The organism is uncultured Methanobrevibacter sp. (genome assembly GCF_902788255.1).
GTDB lineage: Archaea > Methanobacteriota > Methanobacteria > Methanobacteriales > Methanobacteriaceae > Methanocatella.
In genome coordinates this window covers 30243-56159 of record NZ_CADAJR010000009.1, presented here as the reverse complement: position 1 = coordinate 56159, position 25917 = coordinate 30243, and the positions used below count along the sequence as shown (strand labels likewise).

The 25917-nt window shown below is 34.2% G+C and carries 17 protein-coding genes; 13 read left to right on the top strand and 4 right to left on the bottom strand.

Annotated elements, in window-relative coordinates; genetic code table 11:
* On the bottom strand, positions 1 to 984 hold a 984-nt coding region (gene hmd, locus QZV03_RS03475; protein WP_296874318.1), incomplete at its 3' end, for a 5,10-methenyltetrahydromethanopterin hydrogenase.
* A gap of 434 nt (positions 985 to 1418) precedes the next feature.
* Between hmd and hmdC the strand changes: the two genes are divergently transcribed.
* The 5 genes from hmdC (at position 1419) to QZV03_RS03450 (ending at position 6321) form a co-directional block, all read left to right on the top strand.
* Positions 1419 to 2915, top strand: a complete 1497-nt coding sequence (hmdC, locus tag QZV03_RS03470) for a 5,10-methenyltetrahydromethanopterin hydrogenase cofactor biosynthesis protein HmdC (protein ID WP_296874317.1) — start codon at positions 1419 to 1421, stop codon at positions 2913 to 2915.
* A gap of 460 nt (positions 2916 to 3375) precedes the next feature.
* The gene (locus QZV03_RS03465; RefSeq protein WP_296874316.1) at positions 3376 to 3726 is read left to right on the top strand and encodes a hypothetical protein; all 351 of its coding nucleotides are present in this window, start codon (positions 3376 to 3378) and stop codon (positions 3724 to 3726) included.
* A gap of 17 nt (positions 3727 to 3743) precedes the next feature.
* Positions 3744 to 4757 carry a molybdopterin-dependent oxidoreductase gene (locus QZV03_RS03460; protein ID WP_296874315.1) on the top strand — a complete coding sequence of 338 codons (1014 nt, stop codon included), beginning with the start codon at positions 3744 to 3746 and terminating at the stop codon, positions 4755 to 4757.
* Positions 4758 to 4767: 10 nt separating this feature from the next.
* The gene (locus QZV03_RS03455; protein WP_296874314.1) at positions 4768 to 5907 is read left to right on the top strand and encodes a Coenzyme F420 hydrogenase/dehydrogenase, beta subunit C-terminal domain; all 1140 of its coding nucleotides are present in this window, start codon (positions 4768 to 4770) and stop codon (positions 5905 to 5907) included.
* 9 nt (positions 5908 to 5916) lie between these two features.
* Complete coding sequence (locus QZV03_RS03450) at positions 5917 to 6321, top strand: hydrogenase iron-sulfur subunit (RefSeq protein WP_296874313.1); 405 nt, start codon at positions 5917 to 5919, stop codon at positions 6319 to 6321.
* Between the two features lie 988 nt (positions 6322 to 7309).
* On the opposite strand, the gene QZV03_RS03445 is transcribed toward QZV03_RS03450, so the two are convergent.
* A complete protein-coding gene (locus tag QZV03_RS03445) occupies positions 7310 to 9088 on the bottom strand; it encodes a ribosome biogenesis/translation initiation ATPase RLI (protein ID WP_296874312.1) in 1779 nt (592 codons plus the stop codon).
* 174 nt (positions 9089 to 9262) lie between these two features.
* On the opposite strand from QZV03_RS03445, the gene QZV03_RS03440 reads away from it, so the two are divergent.
* From QZV03_RS03440 to QZV03_RS03410, 7 genes are all read left to right on the top strand, one after another.
* Positions 9263 to 9814 carry a hypothetical protein gene (locus QZV03_RS03440; protein WP_296874311.1) on the top strand — a complete coding sequence of 184 codons (552 nt, stop codon included), beginning with the start codon at positions 9263 to 9265 and terminating at the stop codon, positions 9812 to 9814.
* 61 nt (positions 9815 to 9875) lie between these two features.
* Complete coding sequence (gene pth2 / locus QZV03_RS03435; RefSeq protein ID WP_296874310.1) at positions 9876 to 10214, top strand: aminoacyl-tRNA hydrolase; 339 nt, start codon at positions 9876 to 9878, stop codon at positions 10212 to 10214.
* 44 nt (positions 10215 to 10258) lie between these two features.
* On the top strand, positions 10259 to 10927 hold the full coding sequence (locus tag QZV03_RS03430) for a delta 1-pyrroline-5-carboxylate synthetase (protein WP_296874309.1): 669 nt from the start codon (positions 10259 to 10261) through the stop codon (positions 10925 to 10927).
* A 1-nt stretch (position 10928) separates the two neighbouring features.
* Positions 10929 to 11090, top strand: coding sequence for a zinc finger domain-containing protein (locus tag QZV03_RS03425; RefSeq protein WP_296874308.1), 162 nt, complete (start codon positions 10929 to 10931; stop codon positions 11088 to 11090).
* Positions 11091 to 11110: 20 nt separating this feature from the next.
* A complete protein-coding gene (locus QZV03_RS03420; RefSeq protein WP_296874307.1) occupies positions 11111 to 11380 on the top strand; it encodes an elongation factor 1-beta in 270 nt (89 codons plus the stop codon).
* 312 nt (positions 11381 to 11692) lie between these two features.
* Entirely contained in the window at positions 11693 to 12157 is a 465-nt protein-coding gene (locus QZV03_RS03415) for a pyruvoyl-dependent arginine decarboxylase (RefSeq protein ID WP_296874306.1), read from the top strand.
* Positions 12158 to 12178: 21 nt separating this feature from the next.
* Positions 12179 to 12706 carry a hypothetical protein gene (locus QZV03_RS03410; RefSeq protein WP_296874305.1) on the top strand — a complete coding sequence of 176 codons (528 nt, stop codon included), beginning with the start codon at positions 12179 to 12181 and terminating at the stop codon, positions 12704 to 12706.
* A gap of 78 nt (positions 12707 to 12784) precedes the next feature.
* On the opposite strand, the gene QZV03_RS03405 is transcribed toward QZV03_RS03410, so the two are convergent.
* Positions 12785 to 13387, bottom strand: coding sequence for a TetR/AcrR family transcriptional regulator (locus QZV03_RS03405; protein WP_296874304.1), 603 nt, complete (start codon positions 13385 to 13387; stop codon positions 12785 to 12787).
* Positions 13388 to 13411: 24 nt separating this feature from the next.
* Positions 13412 to 14020: a TetR/AcrR family transcriptional regulator gene (locus QZV03_RS03400; RefSeq protein ID WP_296874303.1), complete on the bottom strand. Its 609-nt coding sequence runs from the start codon at positions 14018 to 14020 to the stop codon at positions 13412 to 13414.
* Positions 14021 to 14639: 619 nt separating this feature from the next.
* On the opposite strand from QZV03_RS03400, the gene QZV03_RS03395 reads away from it, so the two are divergent.
* Entirely contained in the window at positions 14640 to 24920 is a 10281-nt protein-coding gene (locus QZV03_RS03395; RefSeq protein WP_296874302.1) for an Ig-like domain repeat protein, read from the top strand.
* The last annotated feature ends 997 nt before the right edge of the window (positions 24921 to 25917 follow it).

Sequence of the window (25917 nt, the reverse complement as noted above, 5' to 3'; positions counted from 1 at the left end):
GGTAGGTACGATTTCTGCTAAGGAACCGAAGTTCATTGAGTCAGCAGTACCTAATAATGCAGCTGGGTTTAAAGCATCGTCCATTTTGTCGATACCTTCGTTTTGCATTAATGCGGTAACTTGGGTTAAAGCTTCGTTAGCCATCATTTGTGCAAATCCAGCAGGAGCGCCTAAAATTTGAGTAACGGTGTCTCTGTAAGCTAAGATACCTGCGTAGGTAATAGCGGTTACTGCGGAACACATGTCACATACAGGACCAACCATGTTAGCTGGTAATGTGAATGCGGATCCTCTTGCTTTTTGACCTAAGTCCATTAAGGTGTCGATGGAAGCTTGGTCTGCGAAACCTTCAGCAATGTAAACTTGTCCTTTCATTTCTGGTACTGCACCAGGGTGGTAGGAAGCTACGTTAACGTCAGTTCCTAAGTCTTCGAAGATTTTGTTTAATCCAGTGGTTGGAATGGTACATGCGTGAGTTACGATTGCACCAGGTTTAATAGCGTCAGCGAATTTTTCGATGATAGCAGGTTGCATACCTCCTTCTGGTAACCAGGTCATAACCCAGTCAGCGTCAGCAACAGCTTCACGGTCATCGGTGGTACATTTCATACCTAAGTCTTCAGGGTGAGTGAAGTGAATTGCACCTTTTTCTGGTTTTGGTACAGTTTCAGCTAATTCAGCAACTTTTGCTCTGATTGCTGGCATTACTTCTTCTGGGTTTCCTGCTTTGTGAGCTGCCATAACTTCTGCGTAATCAAAGTCATCTACTACAGTGAATTCACCGTCAAATACTGGGTCGGATACTACTACTTCATCTACTCCGGCTAATTCTAATAATTCTGCACCCATTTCGATGGTTGAGTGAGTCATTGAGATGTTTTCTTTTCCGGTTGCTTCTGCAACTTCACAAGCTCTTGAGAAGTTGGTAATTCCACTTGCAGCATGAGTTCTGTAACATCCTGCACCTAAAATTGCTACTTTCATTTTTTTGTCTCCTTTACTATCGTTATTGAATCTTTCTTTTAGTTTAGAAAGAATCATATTTTTGTCTCCTTAATAGTTGGTAACTTTTTTTTAAATAAATTTATTTAAAAAAGTTTTACTGCATGGTCTAAATATATACTTGCTATTATTACAAATTATGGTAATTTTATTCCATGCAGTAATAAATTATATTTAAAAAATCATATTATTTAAATCTTTATATTCTACTTTGTTAAGTATTATCTTAACTATATTTTTTCTATTTTTAGTATTACTGTTATTACTATTTATTTATTTAAATAGGAATAAGTAATACTTTTAATTTTATAATATATAATGTTTACTATTATTTTAGGTATACCTAAATCGAAACTTATTTATTAAAGATTTTACTGAAAAATATAATATATATAACATAAATGGAGCAGATTTTCATGTATGACTTAATAAAAAAAGCAGTTTTTGATGATGAATCAGCAATTGAAATATCAAAAATGGATAAGGATGTAACCACTGTTGTTGATGCAATCTCAGAGCTTTCCCTGGAAGAGACAATGCGTTTGGGAATGCAATTCAAAAGATTCCCTCTGGGATGTGATTTGACGGAGGTGGTTGCAGGAACCTGTGCATCCGATTTGGAACTAAAAGAATTGCTGGGCAATTGCCGACTGGCCGACATGATTGGAGCACCTATTCATATCTGTGCATATGCCTTTTCAGACATTGCCGAAAAATTCGGCATGAGAGGCGTTGAGGTGATGCAGAAAGTTCATGAAATAGTTGATGTTCCCCTTGATTTGGATCATTTCGGTGAAAACGGGGCGATGAGACTCCCTAAATATATCAGTGGATGTGGTGGTGAATGTTATAACAAGGGTCCTGCATTTACAGAATGCCCACGTGGAAGGATTCATGAAAGGTTGATCGATAAGGAACTTGCCGAAAAGGACGATAAGGAAGAATGGATCAAACTGTCATCATCAGTTGCTGTCAATGTAACCTCAGAACAGACCAGTGACGGTCATGCTGCCCCATTAAGGGAAGCCAAGGACATAGCAGACCTTGCCAAAAAGTATGGTAGGGGATTGGAATCAATCATGTTTGTTGGTGATGGATATGATGAGGTGATTACAGGATTTGAAAAATCAATTGAGATAGGTGCAGATGTCATAGTTGTTGAAGGAGGTCCATTCAACAGGTGCGAAAACACCACTGAGGCATTTGCAAAAACAATTGCAGCTGCAAGAATATTGTCTCCAGGTAAGGTTGTTGCCACTAATGGAGCTTATGAGCATGAAGTCAGGGCAGGTTTGAGATCTGGATTGAACATGGTAATCACAGGATTTCCAAAAAATCATCATGGATACATGTGTGGCTATGAGCCTGGCACTGCAAGAAGGGGAAAATTCGGTCTTCCAAGAATCATACAAATCATTAATGAGGAATTTCCAAACAGAGGTCTTCCAGTCCAGAAGCAAGATTTATTGTCATTGGCAACAGCGGTTAAGATTGCGGGACCGGATTATGTATATCCTAGAAAAATCGGTTCATATCATGTTGGTGATGCCCATTGGGCAACTTTGGTCAATTCAAGAATGTATCAAAATATTGAGTTAAGACATACTTTAGAGGATATTGTGAATTTGGCTGACGGGAATGTTATTGCATTGCATGGAGGAAGGTTTATTTCATGGGTGATTGCAAATGAATTGGATAAGCATGTTGATGAAATTATAATTTCAGATGTAGACGATTGGGTATTGAAAAATACTGTTGACAATCTTCAAAGTGCTTTGGATGCCACAATCATTGCTGAGACTGATGATAAGGCAGCTGCAGATAATGCGGACTTTTCAATTGCTTCATCAACAATGATTCCTGTCAGGGATAACATTTTGAAGAAGGTGCCTAATGCATTAACTATTGTTTAGTAATATTTTTTTCTAAAAAAGTATGTTTCAAAGTAGTATTATTTTTATAAAAAGTATTACTATTTTTTTCAGCATACTTTAATTATATTTTTACTTTTAAATTTAAGTAAATTCATTATTTTTAAAAATCCATTTTTAGTATCCGTTCATTTTATTCAAATAAATTTTTTATTTCTTTTTTTAAATTTTTATTGCATTTGAACGATTTTTCCAATTATTATTTTTTCCTGATAAATTGTGGATAATCAGTGTTTTACTAAATTATAAACTAATCCTTCTTTATTTCGATAATATGATGTTAATTTATATTATTTTCTCTTTAAACTTCCAATTTAGGGAGTAATACTTTAATAATCTTTATATGGTTATTACTATTCAGTATTATATAGATTATTTAATTAATTTTTTTTTAAGTTAAATAATTTGGAGATTATCATTAATAATGATTGGAGAGAGTAGTGTGGAAATTACTGTAGAGAAAATAGCCATGATTCGGGAAAATTACAATCTCAAGAATGCTAATTTAAATTTGGATATTGATTGGTCAGTTGAATATATAAACACTGATCAAAGGGATGTAAACTACAATATAGTTTTAAGATCCAGTGAATATTTGAATTTAAACTTTAAGGTTGAGGGTTTAATTAGGTTAGAAATTTTTGAAGAATTCCTGCAGAAGGAGTGTTCTCAAATTGTTTTCCATCATGCATGCACAATGCTGATGAACATGATTACATTAACCCGACAATCAAATTATGAGCTATTAACCGATGATGTTAATTCTACTGTAAATCTGAATGCTACTTTTTAAAATTTTGGTGATGTATTATGTTTGAAATTAAACACACGTTATGCCCTTCATGTAGTGTTGGTTGTGGTATAAATGTGATTTTAGATGGTAAAGAAATTGTTGGGACATTCCCTTATAAAAGACATCCTGTCAATGCGGGTAAAAACTGTTTAAATGGAAGAAATTCTATAGACTGTTTTAAAAGCAAATTTGAAGATATTGACATTGACAAAGCAATGGCAGAAGCTATAAATGAAATCAAATCTTGCAGTTCATCAGAAGTATCTGTAATTTGTTCCGGAAACAGTACAGTTGAAGAAATTGAAGCGATCAAACAGTTCGCTGAATCCAATGGTTTTAATATAGGTTTTTATGCAAATGACCTAAAGAATTTTGATGATGTTGCATCATATGATGAGATTGCAGGTGCCGGCAAGGTATTTGTAATAGGTGATTTGCTGTATGAAAATCCGTTGATTGGAAGAAGAATTGTTCATGCGAAACAAAATGATGCAAAAATATATGCATTGAGTAAAAATGAAAATGCAGTCACATTCAACATTGCTGATGAAACATCCACTTCATCAGTTCAGGAATTTTTAGATAATTTTATGGCAGAAATCGACGAATCTTCAGTGGTAGTGTTTAATTATGTTGATGGGGCAGATGATTTGGATAAATTGGAGTCATTGGCCTGTAAAATTTTACCTGTTTTCAGTAAGGCTAATACAAAAGGTGCATTGAATATTATTGATTCAAAGTCCAGTGATGAAATGGTAGAGTTGTTCGATGAAACAAAATTACTATTGGTTTTCAATGACGATGTCGTTGATGAGTTCGAGTATGACTTTACTAAACTCTCTAAAATCATCAGTTTTGCCTGCTGTGAAAATGACACTACAAAAATTGCAGACATTATTGTTCCTATAAAATCATGGTTAGAGCAAGACGGATCTTTTGTTAATGCAATGGGTGAAGAGCAAAATTTCAATGTAGCAGTTGAATCAGATAACTTAAGCATTATTGAAGTTATTGGGGAGTTAAACAAATAGGGGAGATAATATGAGTTATGTTTTAGCAAAATCTCAAGATAGTGAAATTCTTGAAGCAGGAGAATGTGGGGGAGCTGTAACCAGTATTCTTAAGTACTTACTTGATGAAGGTTTAGTTGATGGCGTTTTAGCATTAAGTCCTCAAGATGATGTTTATGATGCGTTTCCAGTTTTCATCACCGATTCACAAGATTTAATAAAAACTGCTGGATCTTATCATTGTGCTCCAACAATGATTGGGGACCTTGTCCAGAAATATTTCATTGATAAGAAAGTTGCATTCACAGTCAAGCCATGTGATATGAGGGCAGTTGAAGAACTAATAACCCGGCATAAAATCAATAGGGACAACATTTATATGATTGGTTTAAACTGTGGAGGAACAGTGTCACCAGTCAGCGGAAGAGAAATGATTGACCTTTTCTATGAAGCCAATCCTGATGAGGTTATAAGTGAAGAAATTGACAAGGGCCAATTCATCATTGAACTTGCTGACGGTTCAGAAGAAGCGGTGAAAATCCATGACCTTGAAGAGAAAGGATATGGACGCCGTACCAACTGCCAAAGGTGTGATGTTAAAATCCCAAGAAAAGCAAATATTGCCTGTGGGAATTGGGGCGCTGAAGATGGATGGACATTCATTGAAATAAATGATGAAAAAGGTCAGGAACTAATAGATGGTGCTAAAAAAGCAGGGGTTCTTGAAACCAAATCTCCTAATGATGCTGCCGTGGAAGGAAGATCCAAGGTTGAAAACATCATGATTAAAATGGCTAAAAAGAATCAAGAAGCAACTTATCCAACAGTCAGTGAAATGACTGAATGGAACCGTTGCATTAGCTGTTATGCATGTCGCGATGTTTGCCCGATATGCTGGTGCTTTGAAAACTGCGAATTGGATAAACCTTACTTCAAGGATGAAACAAACATTCCTCCAACACCAATCGCTTTCCAGGGGGTTAGATTGTCACACATGAGTTTCAGTTGTATAGACTGTGGCCAATGTGATGATGTATGTCCAATGGATATTCCTGTTTCATTGATCTTTGATAAATTGCAGAAAAAGTACTATGATAGAACTGGTTATGTAGCTGGAGTTTCAGATGATATCAAACCTCCATTGTACAGTCCAGAAAAAACAGAGTTATGAGGTGATTTGATGTCTGATGATTTAAAAATTGTAGGTTTATTATGTAATTGGTGTTGTTATGGTGGTGCGGATACTGCAGGAACTGCTCGTATGCAATATTCCCCAAACATCAGAATCATACGTGTGATGTGTTCAGGAAGAATTAATCCTTCAATGATATTTAAGGCATTTCAGGAGGGTGCTGATGGTGTATTTGTAGGAGGATGCCATATTGGTGACTGTCATTATGATGCGGGTAACTACAAATGGTCAAGAAGATCAAAAATTGTTGAGGACATTCTTGAGGAATTTGGAATTGAAAAGGAAAGGTTCCGTCATGAATGGATTTCAGCATCTGAAGGTGAGAAGTTTCAAAGAACCATGGAGGAATTCCATAAGACCCTCTCAAAATTAGGGCCATTAGAATTAGATTAAGAGTTTAAAATAGTCAAGCCATATGATAATGATTGTAAATAGCTATTTTGGCTATTTACACTCATGTCTTTAGCTGTCTTTCTAATATTAGTGGGTTTCTCACTAATGCTAGAAAAATAGTTAAAATAGAGAATATTTTGATTGTTTTTCAATTAATTATCTTTATGTTGATAAAATTCATCATTAGCCAAGTAATGTCAGTTGTTGGCATAACCAATTGATATTACTTATTTTCTCCATCAATGTAAAGTAATTAATAAATAAAGAGAGATTTGTATAATTATATATAGGTTTCTTTCACTGTCTACAATAGCTATTAAAGCAATCGACTCCTCAGATTTTTAATAGCTATTCCATTTTTTAATAATTTTTTATAATAAAATATTATTTACGATAGTATTATTTTGATAAAAAGTATTACATTTTTTATTTTAATATTTTGGAGTAGTAATATTTGTCAAAATAAAGGAATTGATGGGATTATATTAATTGGGGTTCATAAACAATTTTTTTAATAATTTGCCCAGTATATTCCATTATTTTTTAATTCAAGGTAATTTTAATAATTTTAATCATTATTATCTTTTTTAAACGAAGATTGTATAGATGTTATTTTTTCTATAATTTAAAGTTATATTCATATTTTGTCCAGTAAATGGAATTTAATTAGTATATTTTAATTTAAAGCTTATTTTAAAGAGTAATATATTAATAACATTTATATGGTTATTACTAGTTAGTATAGTATAGATTATCAAATTCGCCTCATTTGATAATTTTATATGTCCGTACCTCAAATATAAATTAGGTCATATAACTAGTGTAAATAGCTGTTAAAGCTATTTACTCTCTATCTTGACAATATTTTTTTTGGATTTGTATATTAAATTGATCAGTTAATTAATGATGATTATTTAAGTTGTTGAGTTATTAAAGTTTCCTCCTCTCTTTAATAACTCTTTTTAATTAATGGTGATAGGTAGAAAATTTAATCGGATAGGTAATAATATTCTCCTTTTTCTTTCTGTTCACGGTCTTTGTAACTGTCAAGCTTGTTGACTCTTGGCCTTTTGGTTTCCTTATCCCTTCTGAATGTAATGTTTAAATTGCCTAAAAATTCGTTCATTGCATTTCTCAAATCAGTAGGCTTTGAGGCATGACCGTTCAGACCAGGAGTTCCGTTGAACACCATCGCCCTGTCTGAAATGTAGTCGATAAATACGATATCGTGGTCAACAATAAGTGAAGCTGCGTTTCTGCTTTCAACAAGTTTACGTATCACCCTTGCGGCAATCAGCCTTTGCTCAACATCCAGAAATGCGGTAGGTTCGTCGAAAAGATAGATTTCGGCATCTTTGGATAATGTTGCGGCAATTGCCAGTCTTTGAAGTTCTCCACCACTCAAACCTTTTACAGGTTTGTCAAGCATTTCCTCCAATGTCAACGGTTTCATTATTTCACTTTCAAAGATTTTGGATCCGAAACTTGGTGCGTTCATGTATAAAAAGTCACGGACAGTTCCTTCGAAGTTTGAAACGATGTATTGTGGTTTGTATGCTATTGTAACCTCTTCATCAACTTCTCCGCTTGTTGGCTCCTCAACGCCTGCAAGCATTTTGGCGAATGTGGTCTTACCGATACCGTTTGACCCGAATGCGGTCACGATTTCATCATAGAATATTTCACCTTCGTCGGCGGTCAGTGTGAAACCGTCGTATTCCTTGCTTAAATCGCTGTAGCTTGCAAGTGAATCCCCTTCATCCTCAGGGGTTGGCGGTCTTATTGTAAACTCAATTGGATTTCTTCTGATTCTGACATTTTCTTCAGCTAAAAATCCGTTTATGTAAGCGTTGATTCCCAGACGAACTCCCTTCTTACCGGACACTACACCGTATCCTCCTGGAGTACCGTACAGGATGTGAATGTTGTCTGAAAGTGCATCAAGTGTAGCGAGGTCGTGCTCGATTACAAGTACGCTTTTTCCCTCATCTGCAAGGGAACGGATTACCTTGACTGCATTCAGTCTCTGGGATACGTCCAGCCAGGATGTCGGTTCGTCAAAGTAGTAGAAATCGCCTTCCCTAAGTACAGTTGCAGCTATTGCAACCCTTTGAAGTTCTCCACCACTCAGGTTTTCCATTTTTCTGTCAAGAACGTTTTCAAGCTGCAGTTCTGTGGTGACATAGTCGAGCTTGTCCCTTTCGTTAACGTTTTCAAGCAAATCCCTTACTTTACCTTTCACGACTTTCGGAAGCTTGTCTACCATCTGCGGTTTCAGGATTGTTTTGATGTTGCCTTCGGACAGGTCTGTAAAGTATTTTTGTAGGGATGATCCCTTGTAGTAGTCAATGACTGCATCCCAGTTTTCTGGCCTGTTTTCATAGTCTCCGAAGTTTGGAATCAGACTTCCTGACAATATGTTCATGATTGTGGATTTACCGATACCGTTCGGTCCGAGAAGTCCCAGTACGCTGCCCTCTTCAAGGGATGGAAGTCCGAACAGTTCAAACTGGTTCTGGCCAAACCTGTGAATCGGTTCGCCTGCCGCTTCTGGCAGGTTGATGATTGTAATAGCATCAAACGGGCATCGGTTTGTACAGATACCGCACCCTTCACATAACTCTTCAGATATCAGCGGTTTTTTTGTATCCTCATCGATTACTATGGTGTCCTCTTCCATTCTGACACCCGGACAGTAATGAATGCAGACGTAGTCACATTTTTTAGGCTGACATCTGTCTTTATCTAAAATTGATATACGACTCATTATAATCTCCTTAAAAATATAATCATTAATAATTATGTAAAAACTATTTAATTAAAGTATTGCAATATTTTCATTAAAAAATATCTGACAATTCTTAATTAATTATTTAAATAAGAAACATTAAATTGTTAAACATCAAAAGTCACTTTTAAATTTGATACAATAGGTGGTTTTATGAAAATTAATAAAATTTTAAGTATAGTTTTGGCATTGATTATTGTAATGTCTGCATGCGGATGTGTTTTCGCTGAAGCTAGTGACAGTGGAAGTTCAGATTCAGGTTCTGATGGTGGAAGTTCTGACTCTTCTGATTCCGGAAGCAGTGACAGTGGAGGTTCTAAAACTCCAGATTCCGGAAGTAGTGATCAGAAAAGTTCAACTGGTGATGATACCTCAAAGAGCAGCAGTTCAAGCTCAAGTTCGGGCTCTCAATCCAGTAATTCTGGATCTTCTTCAAATAGTGGATACAGCTCAAGTTCTTACTCTTCAACTCCTACATACACTTCCAGTTCATCCGGATATTCAAGCGGGGATACTGTCTCAGCTGACACACCTGTAAACACAACTGCAAATCAAACCGCTAATGTGACAAACCATACTGCTAATAATACCAATCTCTCAGTTCCTACTCAAGATAACAGCAATCCGTTGTTTGGAGTTCTCTGGATGGTAGTGGCAGTATTCATTGTTATTGCGGCAATTGTTGTGATATACTTTAAATTATAGATAAGGTAATCTGCATTGCAGATGCCTTAAATTATTTTTTTAAACAATTTTTTGGGATATTATGAAACAGGTAATGATAGTTAGAACTGATTTGAAGATGCGCAAGGGAAAGATTGCGGCTCAGTGCTGCCATGGTGCAATAGGTGCATATAAGAAATCACCTGCTGACAAGATCAGAAAATGGGAAAATGAGGCATATGCCAAGGTGGTTTTAAAGGTAAAGACATTGGAGGAGCTTACAGCTCTTAAAAAACTGGCTGATGAAAAGGGCATTGCCAATTATTTGGTAGTTGATGCCGGAAGGACACAGATACCTACATCAAGCGTTACAGTTTTGGCGTTGGGACCTGATGAAGATGAAATCCTTGACGAAGTGACTGGGGATTTAAAACTTTTATAGTTAAACTATCATTTAATGAATCGTTATTTTAATTAAACAGTGGTGTGATTATTATCATAAAACAGGTTGTAAAGATTGGGGGAAGCCTATTTCCAAAATATGCAATTGAACTTGCAAAACGTCTAGAAAACACAAATTCGGTGATTATTTTCGGAGGAGGGGAATTCGCCAATCTTATTCGCAGATATGATGATGAGATCAACTTTTCAGACGAAGCCAATCACTGGACGGCCATCGATTGCATGGATATAATCGCCAAACTCGTTTGCGATAAGGTTGACTCATGCAAGCTCTCATATTCGATTGAGGATGTTGAAAAAATTTCAGATGAGGGTTTCACTCCCATATTTGTTGTTTCTCAGTTTTTAAGGGAAAATGATCCATTCGAATGCAGTTGGGATGTGACCTCTGATTCGATTTCGGCATATGTTGCGCACCTCCTGAATGCAAACCTTTTAATAGTAACAAATGTAAATGGTATATATACCCAAGAACCGAAAGAGCCAGGTTCAACATTCATAAGTAAAATCGATGCAAAAACATTACTAACTTTTCAGGAGTCGTCGATTGATGTAATGTTACCGTCTCTTTTATTAAGGTATGGGACTAATTGTTATGTTGTGAATGGGAAGTACCCTGAAAGGGTTTTATCTTTAATAGATGATAATATAAATGATTATAACTTCGATTACACACAAATAACAGGTGATTAGAATGAAAAAAGTAGAATGTGTAAGTTGTAAACAAGAAATTCCATTAACTGGAACTTTCGTTGAATTCGAATGTCCAGAATGTGGAGCAAAAATTGCAAGATGTGAAAAATGCCGTACTTTCGGTCACGGTTACAAATGTGAATGTGGTTTTGAAGGACCATAAACTTGAATGGAGGAATTAGAATGGGTGAAGTTTTAACTACAATGAAAATTATGCCAGACAGTCCAGAAGAAGACTTAGAAGCTATCAAAGAAACTATTAAAAATTCAATGCCAGAAGGCGCAGAAATCCACGAAATTGCTGAAGAACCAATTGCATTTGGTTTAGTGGCTATTATCTTAAGTTTCATCACCGATGATGGTGAAGGTGGATCTGAACCTGTTGAAGCAATGGTTTCAGACATTCCTGGTGTAGCCAGTATTGAAATTACTGGTGTCGGAAGATTAATGTAATTTTTCTTCCTTTTTTTTACTCTTTTTTTTATTTTTATAACTGAGGATATTGCCCTAATATCTGCCGATTATGGATAATTATTAATTGATGGAAATTAATCATTTTTAAATATGGTGGATAAGTTTATATTATTTTAACTTCATACATTAAAATGTAACTTTTATTTTAATATTAAATATATTGATATATTGTTTCAGTTAATATATTGATTTTATTCTTTTAAATTAAAAATAAAGAATAATTAGAAATTTTAAACTTAAAAAACTGAATATTATTTAAAATTATTTGGAGAGTTAATAATAAGTGATAAAATGAGAATAGCGATTGTATCTGGAAAAGATGAAGGACCAACAAAATTAAATGCTTTTGACAATGCTTTGAGCGATGCCGGAATAGGGGACGTGAACCTGATTAAAGTGTCCAGCATGCTTGCAGGCAATGCCGAGATATGTGATTTGCCAAAACTTAAGGCAGGGTCAATGGTAAACTGTGTATTGTCAGAACTTACATCAGACAATCCCGGAGATGTTCTAACTGTGGTTGTGGCTGTTGCTATCGGAGATGAATTGGGTTGTGTTGTTGAAACTAGTGGAATAAATAAGGATTCAAAAGACCTGATTGAAGAAGCAGAATATATGGTCAGATACATGATGGAAAAAAGGAATGTCGAAATTAAGAATCTGATTGTTGAACCTTGCACTACTCAGGTTAAAAACATCGCATCTTGTGTCGCATCAGTTGTTTATCTGAATGACGACATTGTAGAAAATCCCTAATGTTTTAATGGATGTGATTGGATGAATTATATTGTTCTTGGTATTCTTTTTATTATTTCCGGATTTTTCATGAAATATTCCGATGATCTGTATGATGTAAACCATGAGTTGACTTTTTCAGCACTGTTGGGAATCATATGCGCTATTGCATCTGCTTTGGCTTCAATTTACAGTAGCGAAGCGGCATACCTTTTCATTTCCATACTGATAGGCAATCTCATAGTTTTAAAGGTGGACGGGCTTCATCATATAATCACTCTGATTGTTTTTTTAGCAATACTTCTGATTGCGGGAATTCCTAACTTGGGATTGGTTATTCTGCTGATTTGTATTTTAGGTATGATAAGTGATGAAATAGGTCATGAGCTAATTCCAAAAAAGACCGATGACAGGTTTTTAAATTTATTTTTTGAATACCGCTTTGTGATGAAGGTTGTAGTGTTACTGCTTGCCCTTTGCGGCGTATTTGATATCTGGATATTTGTCTGCTTTATCCTGTTTGAGATATCCTATGTGGGAGCAGGTATCGTTTTTGAAAAATTCAATTAAATTATTTTGTTAATTTTCTCCTTTTTCTAAAGGAGAAATAAATATTTCTTTAAAAATAAGAGAGTGGGAAAAACAGTTTCATTGGCATTCGATGACCTGCCAAGTCATTTCAAAGTTTTTCTCAAACATCAATTCAACATCATAATCCGGGAAAGCTAACCAGTGATATTGAATTCCCATATACAGGGTATACAATGATTCCACAATGTTTTCAGTTGGGAAGTCCTGTCTGATTTCATTTTGCCTTTTGCCCTCTTCGACAAGGTCGGTTAAAAACATTTTAACATCGTTTCCTGTCTGTGAAATTATCTGATTAACTCTATCATGGGCATATCCCACTGAGGTTAAAAGAAGTACTATGCTGCTGTAATTGATTTTTTCGTTGATGCTTTCAATTTCCACGCCATTTATGTAGTGGTGTAAAATATGAAACAGTGTATCATGGATTCTGTTCTTTGATGAGCCTTCAAGGATGATTTTATCAAAATCGACTTTAATGTAATCCACCATATACTTTTGTAAAATTTCTTCAAATATGTCGCTTTTATCTGAAAAATGATAATAAATGCCGCCGGTTGTCAGTCCGGTACAATTTCGGATTTCACTAATTGAAATATCAATTGTCCCTTTATCCAATATTAATTTCAGCGTTTTTTCAAGAATCATGTCTTTAGTATTCATATAACCACTTTTCATGTTAATTAATTATTCTCTGAATCTTATCTTTTCCCATTCCAAATTAAAATTATCTTCAAAGGTAGGGGTCATATCCTCAATTAAATGTACTTCCCATCTATATTGAATTCCCATATACATGATAATTAATGATTCTGCAATGTCTTCGGCTGAGAAGTCCTGGCGGATTTCCCTATTTTCTTGACCTTCCCTAATAATTTCTGTTAAAAATTCCCTTGATTCTTTTATGAGACTTTGGCTAAGCTCCATAGTTTTTTCATAAGCAAATCCATTTCCACTCAAAACCAGCAATACGGATCTGTAGTCTATTTCATCATCAATCGATTCAATGGGGATTCCGGTTTCTTTTTGCTTGAAAATTTCAGCCATGACATTGTGGATTTTCTCTTTTGCATTTCCCTTTATCTGCCTTAGTTGGTCAATATCAAATTTATAATAGTTTATATAATATTTTTCAATAATTTCATTATATATCTCTTCTTTATTTGAAAAATGGTGGTATATTCCACCGATAGCAATTCCTGATGCGTTACTAATTTGTCTAATTGAAATAATTGAGTCATGATTTTCTATCATTAATTTTAAAGTCGTTTCTAAAATTAATTCTTTTGTGTTCATACATATAATAGTTTATTTTTTTTACTTATTAAATAATGTGGATAACGAACGTTCTGTTATAATAAAAATTGATATGAATGGTGGAAGTTCAGCTATATTGAAAAATACTAATTAAATTCTTGGTTTTTCTCATTAAAACAACAAAAAGTTTATAAATCAAGAAAAAAGCAGATATGGCTAAATATATATTTGAAAAATTATACAATAAAATTAGTCGAATTTTGATTTCAACTTAAATTGAAGGATTGCTTCAATTTTTTTGGAATGAATTATGTATTTTTCAGATTTTGGCTGTTGAAATAACTATGTTTTTGCATTGTTTTTTGTATATAATTCATCTAATAAATTTTTTTATATATATTTAATTTTATTTTTAATTTTTCTAATTTTATACCTTTTTTTTAATTATATTTGGTCTTTTTTATATATGTTGTGTTAAAAATATAAAAAATTGCAAAATTTTTTTAGCTATACAGTTGACTTTGGATAGTAATTCATATATATTAGTTAAAAATAAAGATTATATCATAATAAAGGATATATGATGTCTAAAACGCATTCAGATAACAGAACATTCGTTCTGTTCATATACTTTATTTAAATACGAGGTATTTTGAAAATGAAGATAAATAAGATGGGGGTATTGCTGATTATATCTCTTGTAATGATCATGAGTATTGGTGCAATTTCAGCGGCTGATACAAATGAAACATTGCTTGAGGATGTTAGCGATACAGATATTGAAATGACGTCAATTGCTTATGAGCAAGAAGACAATTCCACTCCAGTTTATCAGAGTGAAAGTGTCAATGACGTTGAAGAAATTAGTGCAAGTGATACTCAATATGAAGTATCGAAACAGAAAGAGGTGAAAGCAGCTTCTAATGCAAAAGGAGAAGTGCTTTCTGCTTCAAACGATGATGTGCTTAAAGCCGACACAAACTGTTTTTACTGGGTAGAAGGAGATAAATGGTACGAAGATTTGATGACTGCCATGAATGCTATTGCAAGTAGTGACAGTACAGTAGGAACAATAAAAGTTTCGGCAGGTACATACACCGAGGATGATGATCCAACCAGCGATGGAGACATCGAAATTGATTTTGACAAGAAAGCAACAATAACTATACAACCTTTTGAAGGTGATCAGGTTATTTTTAGTGGTGAGAAAATAAATACCTACCTCTATATTGTTGGTTCTAATGCCAAATTAACTTTCAATCACATATCTTTCACAAAGGGAAAAGCATCATATGATGGTGGTGCTTTTGAAGTTAAAGGACAATTGACATTGAACTATTGTATACTGACTGATAATTATGCAGACCGTTATGGTGGAGCCGTAAGTGTGTACGGGGGAGGTACATTTGTAGCCAACAATTGTCAATTCACAAATAATAAAGCAAAATCCGCTGGTGGAGCTATCTCCTGTGAGAACACAGGTAGTGTTGAACTTAATAATTGTACTTTTGAAGGTAATAAAGTAGGTGACGATGAAAACGATTTTGGATATGAACACGGTAGCGACAATCCTGGAAGTTGGGTGTTTAATGATTGTAGATTTAAAGGACATGGTTCCCTTGATATTGATGTAGAGGGTGTAACCAAATCAGTGACAATATCTCCTGAGGTTGAGGATGATGTAAACTATGCTGTTTTATATTTAAATGGTGAAGAGTATAAAAGGTTACTTTGCGATAATCTCAATCCTGCAACTTTCGATGACTTGGACGCTGGAACTTATACAGTTTACATGACAAAAGAATGGGAAAAAAGATACTCATATCCTGGAAATACTTTTACAATTGTAGAACCTAATTTTGTCTTGACTATGGGTGAAGATGTTAAAGTATTTGAAACTTTAAAAGACGCAGTAAACGCGATTCCATTTGGTGGAACTGGTGATATTGCTGTTGAAGGCGGAACCTGGACTGGAAGTAATAATTTTAATGTGGATATTGTAAATAAAAATGTTACAATCAGCCCTAAATTAGATATTACAGGATTAGCTGAAGATGTCATTTTTTCATCAGACGCTCAAAATTATTTGTTTTCTGTAGGGGCTAATGGGCAACTAGACATGGAAGATATAACTGTTATCGGTAAATTTATAGATGCGGCATTAAAATTCAATACTGCTTTGGAATGTACAATTACAGATTGTGTATTTAACAACACTTTCAATTTCGAAGATGGACCTGGAACTCCTATTAATGCTGAAAATTCAAATTTAGGACTTTATGGATCTACTTTTGAATCAAATGGCCAAACACTCTTGAAAAACACTATTGCAAACATATATGATTGTACTTTCGATTCCAATCAGGGTATTAATGGTGGAGCAATCAATGCAGATTCCTCTTCAAAATTAAATATTACCAGTTCAGAATTTACCACTAATGTGGCTACTGGTGAAGGTGGAGCAATATATGCAAGTAATCTTGAGGTTCATGACACCTTATTTATGGAAAATATTGCTGAAATTGGAGGTGCTATTTATATAACTGACCTCGCAGACAGTCTCATAAATATTACTGAATGTGTTTTCGATACCAATGTTGCAACCACTTACAGAAACATATACTCTGAATCAATCACAAGAAAAGTCAATTTAGAAGATAATGAATTTGATTTGAACTTAACAATAAATGTAAAAGACAGCGTCTATGGTGTTGAATATATCTTTGATGGTATTTTTGATTGGGGATCCAATTTGAATAACAATTATACCCTTTTATCAGGAACTATCGACGATGAAGATATTTTTGGTGATGCAGTTACTATTGTAGATAATAAATTTAATATGAGTTTGGGAGTACTGCCTGGAGGATCACATGAATTAGAAATGTCTGGAATGTATAACCAAGAGGACAGTAATGATTATTACTATCACCATAATTATTATCCTGATGCAAATGGAAACCAATTCTATTTGGATAATTACCCATATGCAAAAATATTAATTGAACAAGCTAAAATATTAATGAGACTTGAAGTAAACAATGTATTACTGCCTGAAATACCTGTTTTAAATGTTTATGCAAATTGGGATAAAACTTTCACAATTTTCATTGGAAACACAAGATATCAGGTTGAAGTTGTAGACGGTAAAGGTAGCGTACAATTGACTGGCCTTGATTTAGGCAATTATACTGCCATTGGTATGCGCAGTAGTGATGAAAACTTCACTCTTGCATTGAATTTCACAACATTTACAGTAAGCAAAACATACAGCAACTTCCTTGTATTAAGCACAAATGTTGAATATGATACATTAACTGAAGCTGTGGCAAATTCCGGTGAAGATGATACTATCTACATTAAAAACGGAATTTATAAAGACACAGGTATTGTAATATCCAATAAGACTTTAGACCTCATTGCATTGGAAGGTGCAGTCTTTGATGCTCAAGGTCATGATGGCAATTTCATTATAGTTCAGGAAACCGCTGAAGTCACTATATCTGGAATAACCTTCAGAGGAATCAACAACAGAAACACCAATTATGGAGCTATAGTCAATCACGGATATCTTACAGTAAATTCATGTAACTTTACAGACAATAAGATTACAAAGACATCATTTGCTGAAAATGGTGGAGCAGCAATATTCAGTGACGGAGAGTCATTAGATATTGATAATTGTAGTTTCATTAACAATGTCGCACCGTTAAAAGCAAGCACTGCAGCAGTCACATCATTAGGTTATAGTGATGTTTCAATAGCATCTTCCAAATTCATTAATAACACTGCACGTGAAGGTGGAGCAGTGCACATCCAAAACTTAATTCAAATTGAACCAGCAGTTGCTTCATGTGACTTTGAACAGAACACTGCCGTTAAAGGATCTGCAATATATGTCGGCAATAACTCCATATTCGTGAGTGTCTCATTATCCAATTTCAATAAAAACGACATCAAAAATGAGATGGGCGAAGATGCAGAACTTGAAGGTGGAGTAATATATGTTAATGCAAACGATGCTGAAGTAACATTTAATATTGACGCATCCAACTTTGAAAGCAACTCCAACAAGGAGGTTAATGGTGGAGTCATATGCCTTGACGGAATTTCAAACGCAAACATCGACACCTGTACTTTCAATAACAATAAAGGTAAAATGGGTTCTGTTATTTTAATGAAAAACCCTAATAATGAAAAGCTCAGGTTATTTATTGACAACAGTCTCATTATGAACAACGATGCAAAAATTGGAGCTATTGCAACATCTCCTAAAGTTACAGCATTCATTGACGGTTGTGTTCTTGCAAATAACACCGGTGAATACAGAAATATTTACAGCAATGGATTTACCGTAGCTCATGATACTATTTTTGATGTTAAAAATGTTGAATTAAAAGCATTGAATGTTAAATACGGTGAAAGCTCAATAATCAGCGGTACAGCAGATATTGGTGCTAATATCTATGCTGCAGCCAATTTAACAGTCGCTGGTGAAAACGTCACTGTGGAAATCAAAGACAATGCATTCACCTATAATACAGACATATTGAATCCGGGCAAATATCATGCTGTTTTAAACGGTATTTTAGATTACAATGAAAATGCATATCATATGGACAGCATTACTAAAATGTTCAAAGTCAACAGTGCAAGCTTTGATTTGAATGTTTCCGTTGACAATATCACATATGGTGAAACCATAAAAGTCACTGAAACACTACCTGCAAATGCTATTGGTACAATAACCTACCAATTGAATGGAGTATATTATACAAAAGAAGAACTTGAGTCATTGAAATTAGATGCAGGAAAATACACTCTTGTAGCATTATATAATGACGAAGCTTTCGAATCCACATATTCCATTATTGATTTTGAAGTGAAAAAGGCCAATCCAACCATATCTGTAGCGGATGTGGAAGTTGGATCTGACGAAAACATTACTGTAAACATTGAAACAAATGTTCCATCAATCTACACAATAGAAATTGGTGATTACAAACTCATCACATTAATCAACGGCAGCAAGTCCATTGATGTGGATAAGACATTTGCACCTGGAACTTACACAATCAAGGTCACTTCACAGGAACGTGTAAACTACCTGTCAGGTTCTGTTGAGGCAACCTTGACAGTCAATGGAGCATCACTTGGCACTACCAACAATGTTTTAGGCCAATCAGTTGTGACTTCATCATCAGGTAGTCAATCTCCAATTGATGAGATCATCATAAATGAAGAAAACTTTAATAATCTTGAAATGAGTTCCCAGAATGATCTTCTTATTGCTACAAATAATGATATTATTCGTGATGAAGATTCCCTTTTCGATGACTATGAAGAAACTGGCAACTTCATCTACCAAGAGGATGAAGATGACGATGACCCTCAATATTTCGACACTCTGGAAGAGGCAATCGACGAAGCTTCACTGTTTGGTGGTATCATTACAGTTAGAGGCGGAACATATAAGGGATATGGATTCTGCGGAATTGATATTGAAGGAGAATTGGAAATAACAATCAGAGCTTATGGAGATGAAGAGGTTATTTTCGACTGTGAAGGAGAAGATTACTTCCTACATTTAACATATGATACTGAAGTAGAGTGGATTGAGACAGTTCCTCCTATTCCAGTTCCATATAATACAGAAGGTCCTACCATTACACTTGAAAACATTACAGTAATCAATGGATACAACAGTGAAGGTGGAGCTATTGAACTGGTTGCAGGTACCTTGACCATGACCAACTGTAATTTCTACAATAACACTGCTGAGGATTACGGTGGAGCAATATGCATTGGTTCAATGAATTCAGACCAGGATGCAACCCTCATTGCACTAAACTGTACATTTATAGACAATTTTGCAGGTGAAGAAGGTGGAGCAATCTATATTGAGGCCGATCTCGAACAATATTCATCAGCAACATTTGGATTCTGTACATTTTTAGATAACTTCCAGGGAGAAGGGGAAAACCGTAAGATGAATTACTTTGCAGGCCCTGAAATTGAGGAAATAACTGCCCAATATTGTGTTTTCAATGGTACTGGTGAAATATACAACGTTATTATTGATAAAATCAACCAGACAGTCACAATTAACGGTACAGCCACAGATTCATTTGATTCAGTGATTTTAATGTACTTCGATCAAGCCCCTCTATACACAATGTACAATAACGGATCCTTCAATTTCTACATCACTTTTGAAGAAGTATTGGGAGGTAACTATACCGTAGGACTAATGAATGACCATAACTTCAATACATATCTCTTTGGATATAAATTTGAAATGATAAATGCAAATTTCATCATATCAGAGGATGAAGTGTATGAAAACTTAACCGATGCTATTGATGCTGTTGCGGAAAATGGCATTATTTATGCAAATCATAATTACCATATTGAAGAGAATATGGAAATTGAAATCAGAAAATCCTTCACTCTTAAAAATTTCAGAGACCGTATTGTTATTTTCGATGGAAACAGTACAAACTGGTTCTTTACAGTGGCTGAAGGATGCAATGTTGTGTTTGAAGGCATAAACTTTACTGATGGAAGCATAAAAACCAATGCGGCATTTGAAAATAACGGTAATTTAACATTTAAAAACTGTATTTTCACTGATTTTGAAACCGAAGCAATCATATACAATGCTGGTTTCTTAAACATATCTGGCTGTGAATTTTCCGACAATGTAATCAACAATGCAATTGTTTTAAATGAAGGAGAATTATCCGTTGATTCAACCGTATTTGCAGGAAATATCATTAATGCTAATTCCGTAATATTCAACAATGGAAATGCAGACGTTATCTCCACTAATTTCACAGAAAACATTAATTATGGAAATGGTGGTGCAATATACAGCTCTGGCTCATTAAATATTAAAGACAGTGTTTTCCGTGAAAATGAAGGTATTAATGGTGGAGCAGTTTACAGTACAGGAATATTACAAGTTATCAACTCCACTTTTGAAGACAACACTGCAAACGGATACGGTGGAGCAATATACAATGAAAATGAATTAGAAGTCTTTAATTCAACATTCACAGGAGACTATGCAGAAAATGACGGTGGTGCTATTTACAATAATAATATTGCTATCGTTAATAATTCAACATTCGTTGCCAATACCGCAAACGGCAAAGGTGGAGCTATATATAACAACAAAACTTTAAAACTTACAGAATCCATCTTTGGAATTAACGCTGCGGACGAGTTTGCAAACATATACAATGCTGGAGATATTCAATTCAGCAAAAACGTATTTGATTTCTATGATGTGATATTGCACATACCTGATGGTGAATACGGCGTCCCTGTAATAATTACCGGTACACTTGACCCTCAATTCAACATGGATCTTCAACTGGTCTTACCTGGATTTGTCAACCATACTGATGCAACAGTCGACATTACAGAAGGCATATTTGAATATAATGTAGGAGTCATGCCAAAAGGCATTTATGACGTCATATTAAATGAAATCATTTATGACAGCAACGGCAACATCTATTATGGTGAAGCAGTAATTGACAGGCTCATCGTCCATAAGGCAAATGTATACATCAATCTTACTGTTGAGGACATTGTCCTTAGGGATGCATTAGTGGCTGCACCTGTTTTAAAAGTCAATGCAAGCCAAGACGGAATCATCCATCTTCTATTCAATAACAAGTTTTTAACTATCAACATTACCGATGGTTATGGTGAAATAACCTTGGAAAGTGTTGGAGAAGGAAACTACACTGTATTTGCAGTTCGTGAAGGTGATGAAAACTATAATGATGCAGTGAACACAACTACCTTCAAAATCACTGATTATGAAGGCAATTTCATTGTCAACAGTACCGGTCATAAATTCGATTCATTACGTGAAGCTATCAACGATGCTGCAGATGAGGACATCATCTATGTAAACGAAGGAAATTATACTGGTGCTGACAATCTTAACTTAACAATTTCAGGTAAGAAATTAACTATTGCTCCACTAGGAGTTGTTGTTTTTGATGCAAATTCAACAGAGTTATACTTTTTGACTATTGATGAAACTTCCGATGTTACCTTGGAAGATATTGTAATCACTGGTTTTAATACTGATGATTCAGTCATTGATAATTTAGGTAATTTGACTGTTAATGGATGTACATTTGTCAATAACAATTTATGTGAAAAACTTATTGGCAGTTATGGAAATTTAACCATAGTTGAATCTGAATTTTATGACAATGTCCTAAGTGCTTACCTTATTTATGTTGCAAGTTCAGGAAATCTCATTGTTAACGAGTCAACATTTGAAAACAACACTGTCGACAATGTTGGTAACCTCATTTCAATAGATTTCGCGAATTCAGCAAAAATCATATCAAATGAATTTGTTGATAACATGGTATCAGGCAATATCATTTCTGTTAATCTATGCAACGATGCTCTCATTAATTCTGTGTTTGCCAATAACACTCAGGGCAATAATGTTATTTCTGCAGATAGAAATTCCAATCTGCTTGTTGAAAATTCCGTATTTACAGACAATGAATTGAGCAATATTATTTTCTCAACAAATAACAATCAAACAATCTCAGGATGTACATTCGTGGACAATACTGTTGAAAATGTTGTTTATAGTGAAGACAATAATCTATCCGTTTTAGGATCCACATTTACAGCCAACACCCTTTCCGGCAATGGAGCATTAAACATTCAATCAAATGTGAGTGCAACTGTCGATGGATGTGTGTTTACAGACAATAATGCAGACAGTTACAGAAACATCTATAGTGTTAGTTCTGATGTAAAAATCACCAATACCGTGTTTGATGCTATAAACGTTGATTTTACTGTTAATGACATTGACTACGGACAAAATGAAACAATTGAAGGTACTATCGATATCGGTACAAACCTCAACTTTACTGTTAATTTGAAAGTCGACTCCAAAACTTATTCAGTAAACGTAACTGACAATAAGTTCACCCATAAATTAACACGTCCTAGCGCTGGAGACCATACTGTAGTATTGAATACCGAAGACAGTAATTCAAACAGCTACATTTTTGATAAAATAACTAAAATATTCACTGTCAACCAAATAGAACAGCTATTAAACGTTACAATTAAAGACATTAATTATGGTGAGAAATTAAATGTTACCATAATCGCTAATAAACCTAACAATGTTGTCTTTGAATTGAACGGCAAGACCTACACTAATGAGACTCTGCAAAATCTCATATTAGCTGCTGGTGATTATTTAATTGTTGCAAAATCTAGCGGAGATAAAAACTACCTTCCGGCTACAGCATTCGTTCATGTGAAAGTTCACAAGGCCGTACCAAACATAACTGTAAGTAATGTTTCAGTTAAATATGGTGAAGAGATTAAAGTGGATGTAAGTGTCAGTATTCCTGATTATTACACAGTCTTTATAGGTGATAAATCAGTTTCATTATATGTTAATGACAAAGCAACATTCACATTCAACGGTACAGACTTCAAGCCGGACACTCATGAAATCAGGGCTTATGTATTTGAAACCGACAATTATACTGAAGCATCCGCTAATGCGACTTTAACTGTCAATAAATCTGACGCATTCTTCAGGTTGTCAAACGTTGTAATCGGTTATGGTGAAAATGCAACTATCACAGTAACCGCTCCTGTCAATGCATCTGGAAACATTACATACACCATACGTGACAGTGAAGGGAACCTGGTTTTAAATATCACTCAATCATGTCTTGAAGACCTTGTTGTTCCTAACTTGAAACTAGGAACCTATACTGTTACAGGTACTTATAGTGGTGACGATTACTACACTAAGGAGTCCAGAGTCAATTCCAGTACAATAACTGTGATCCGAGGTGAACCAACTATTGAAATTGACCTTGGAAACATAACTGGCAACACACCTGAAATTACCGTGAGATTGCCTGTGGATGCCACCGGAAATGTAACTCTCCTTGTAAATGGTCAAGTGATACAAGTCGTTAATGTGACCAATGGTAGTGCAGTTGTTAAGGTTAGAGACTTAAAACCTGGTAATAATACTGTTACTGTTGTCTACAGCGGTGACGGCAATTACACTCAAGCCAATAAGTCAGTTGTCATCAAGAGCAATGCTTCAATTATTTCTTCTGACATGACCAGAGGTTATAACAGTGGACTGGATTACACTGCAAATTTATATGATGCGGGTGGATCTCCACTTGCAAACACAAATGTGGCAATCAAGGTTGGCACAACCACCTACACTGTCAAAACCGATGCTAATGGTGTCTTGAAATTTAACAAGAAATTGGCTGTCGGAAATTATGGTGTTGTCATTATTAATCCGGTAACCGGTGAATATAAACTGAATAATCTGAAAATAGTTAAAAGAATCACAGGCAACAAGAATGTGAATATATTCTTCGCTGATGGATCCAAATATAAAGTCCGAATTGTTGGTGACGATGGTAAGTATGTTGGTGCAGGTCAGGTTGTTAAAATGAGAGTTGCAGGCAAAAACTACTTTGTCAAAACTGATAAGAAAGGTTATGCTACCCTTAAATTACGTTTAAGTGCTAAAACTTATAATATTGCTGTATCATATAAAGGTTTTGCCACTAAAAACAAAGTTAAAGTTAAATCTGTTGTAAAACCTGTTAAAAAGACAGTAAAAGTTAAAAAGACAGCTAAAAAACTTAAAATCAAAGTTAAACTTAAAGGCAAAAAAGTCCTTAAAAAGAAAAAAGTTTACATGAAGTTTAAGGGAAAAACATACAAGGCTAAAACCAATAGTAAAGGTATTGCAACATTCAAAGTACCTAAAAAAGTTATCAAAAAACTTAAGAAAGGTAAAAAATACACTGCGAAATTCACCTACAAGGTAAAAGCAAACGGAAAAACACTCAAAAACATTGCTAAATGTAAAGTATATGTGAGAAGATAAAACACAAAAATTTTGAGGATTTTTAAATCCTCACTTTCTTTTTTTTTTAACGGTTGGATCATTTAATAAAGACGCACAGTTTTTACAATCGATTTTTTAAGTCTTCAACAAGTGATGTATGCTATTTTTTGATGGGATTTAGACGAACCTAAATTTTCCAAAACCTTTATATATCACTTTCAATATACTTTATAACGATTGTTATAGTATAAATGTTTCCCCAAAATTTAGGCTTGCCTAAAAATTTAGAAACATTTATATACTATGACAACCAACTTTTATACAAGTGACATAAATTTAGGCATACCTAAATTTTCACTTAACAAAACATATTATTAGTCAAATAATGGTTGAATTATCTCACACTTTTACTCTCACAGGTAACTATTAGAACTTTTTATCTGATAAAATTTTCTAATGGGAAAAGTGAAAAGATTTTCAACAATAATAATACAATCTCCAAAATATAGGTGTTATTAAATTAGTTTTCCACAATTTTCTAATTTAATACACAGGAAAATTTATCTGCCAAAAAATTTTCCAAAAAACAAGTCGTGGTGTTTATTTAACTCTCCTCAACCAAAATAAACACCAACTACTCTATTTTTAAAAATAATTATGAAAATTATTGATTTTTATAATATTACTAAAAGTAAGAAATAGGATTTTCGATTACTTACCACTTTTCCGTGGACAATTTATAAAATAATGTATTGTCATCACCAATTATAAAATTTTGCTTTTTGTTTTCAACAAGTTTGGATATTCATAAAAACATAAAGAACATAAAAAAATTTTATGATTCTTATGTTTCTTATGTTTTCATTAATCAATTGAGGTTTTCATAATCAATTTCTTAATGGAAAATATTTTCAGTGTTAACGTAAAACATTCTACCTGATTTTCGATTTCATTAATTAAACATTTTTTGAAGAGGGATATTAATAAAATCGAGGTTATAAAAAAAAATTTAATTGATGGTGATGGATTTAAAGTA

Excerpts from the sequence above, each read along its gene's own strand:
- QZV03_RS03405 (WP_296874304.1), bottom strand. The coding sequence starts at position 13,387 with ATGAATACTAAAGACATGATTCTTGAAAAAACGCTGAAATTAATATTG.
- pth2 (WP_296874310.1), top strand. The coding sequence starts at position 9,876 with ATGAAACAGGTAATGATAGTTAGAACTGATTTGAAGATGCGCAAGGGA.
- hmdC (WP_296874317.1), top strand. The coding sequence starts at position 1,419 with ATGTATGACTTAATAAAAAAAGCAGTTTTTGATGATGAATCAGCAATT.
- QZV03_RS03455 (WP_296874314.1), top strand. The coding sequence starts at position 4,768 with ATGAGTTATGTTTTAGCAAAATCTCAAGATAGTGAAATTCTTGAAGCA.
- QZV03_RS03415 (WP_296874306.1), top strand. The coding sequence starts at position 11,693 with ATGAGAATAGCGATTGTATCTGGAAAAGATGAAGGACCAACAAAATTA.
- QZV03_RS03440 (WP_296874311.1), top strand. The coding sequence starts at position 9,263 with ATGAAAATTAATAAAATTTTAAGTATAGTTTTGGCATTGATTATTGTA.
- QZV03_RS03450 (WP_296874313.1), top strand. The coding sequence starts at position 5,917 with ATGTCTGATGATTTAAAAATTGTAGGTTTATTATGTAATTGGTGTTGT.
- QZV03_RS03410 (WP_296874305.1), top strand. The coding sequence starts at position 12,179 with ATGAATTATATTGTTCTTGGTATTCTTTTTATTATTTCCGGATTTTTC.
- QZV03_RS03420 (WP_296874307.1), top strand. The coding sequence starts at position 11,111 with ATGGGTGAAGTTTTAACTACAATGAAAATTATGCCAGACAGTCCAGAA.
- QZV03_RS03400 (WP_296874303.1), bottom strand. The coding sequence starts at position 14,020 with ATGAACACAAAAGAATTAATTTTAGAAACGACTTTAAAATTAATGATA.
- QZV03_RS03425 (WP_296874308.1), top strand. The coding sequence starts at position 10,929 with ATGAAAAAAGTAGAATGTGTAAGTTGTAAACAAGAAATTCCATTAACT.
- QZV03_RS03460 (WP_296874315.1), top strand. The coding sequence starts at position 3,744 with ATGTTTGAAATTAAACACACGTTATGCCCTTCATGTAGTGTTGGTTGT.
- QZV03_RS03395 (WP_296874302.1), top strand. The coding sequence starts at position 14,640 with ATGAAGATAAATAAGATGGGGGTATTGCTGATTATATCTCTTGTAATG.
- QZV03_RS03445 (WP_296874312.1), bottom strand. The coding sequence starts at position 9,088 with ATGAGTCGTATATCAATTTTAGATAAAGACAGATGTCAGCCTAAAAAA.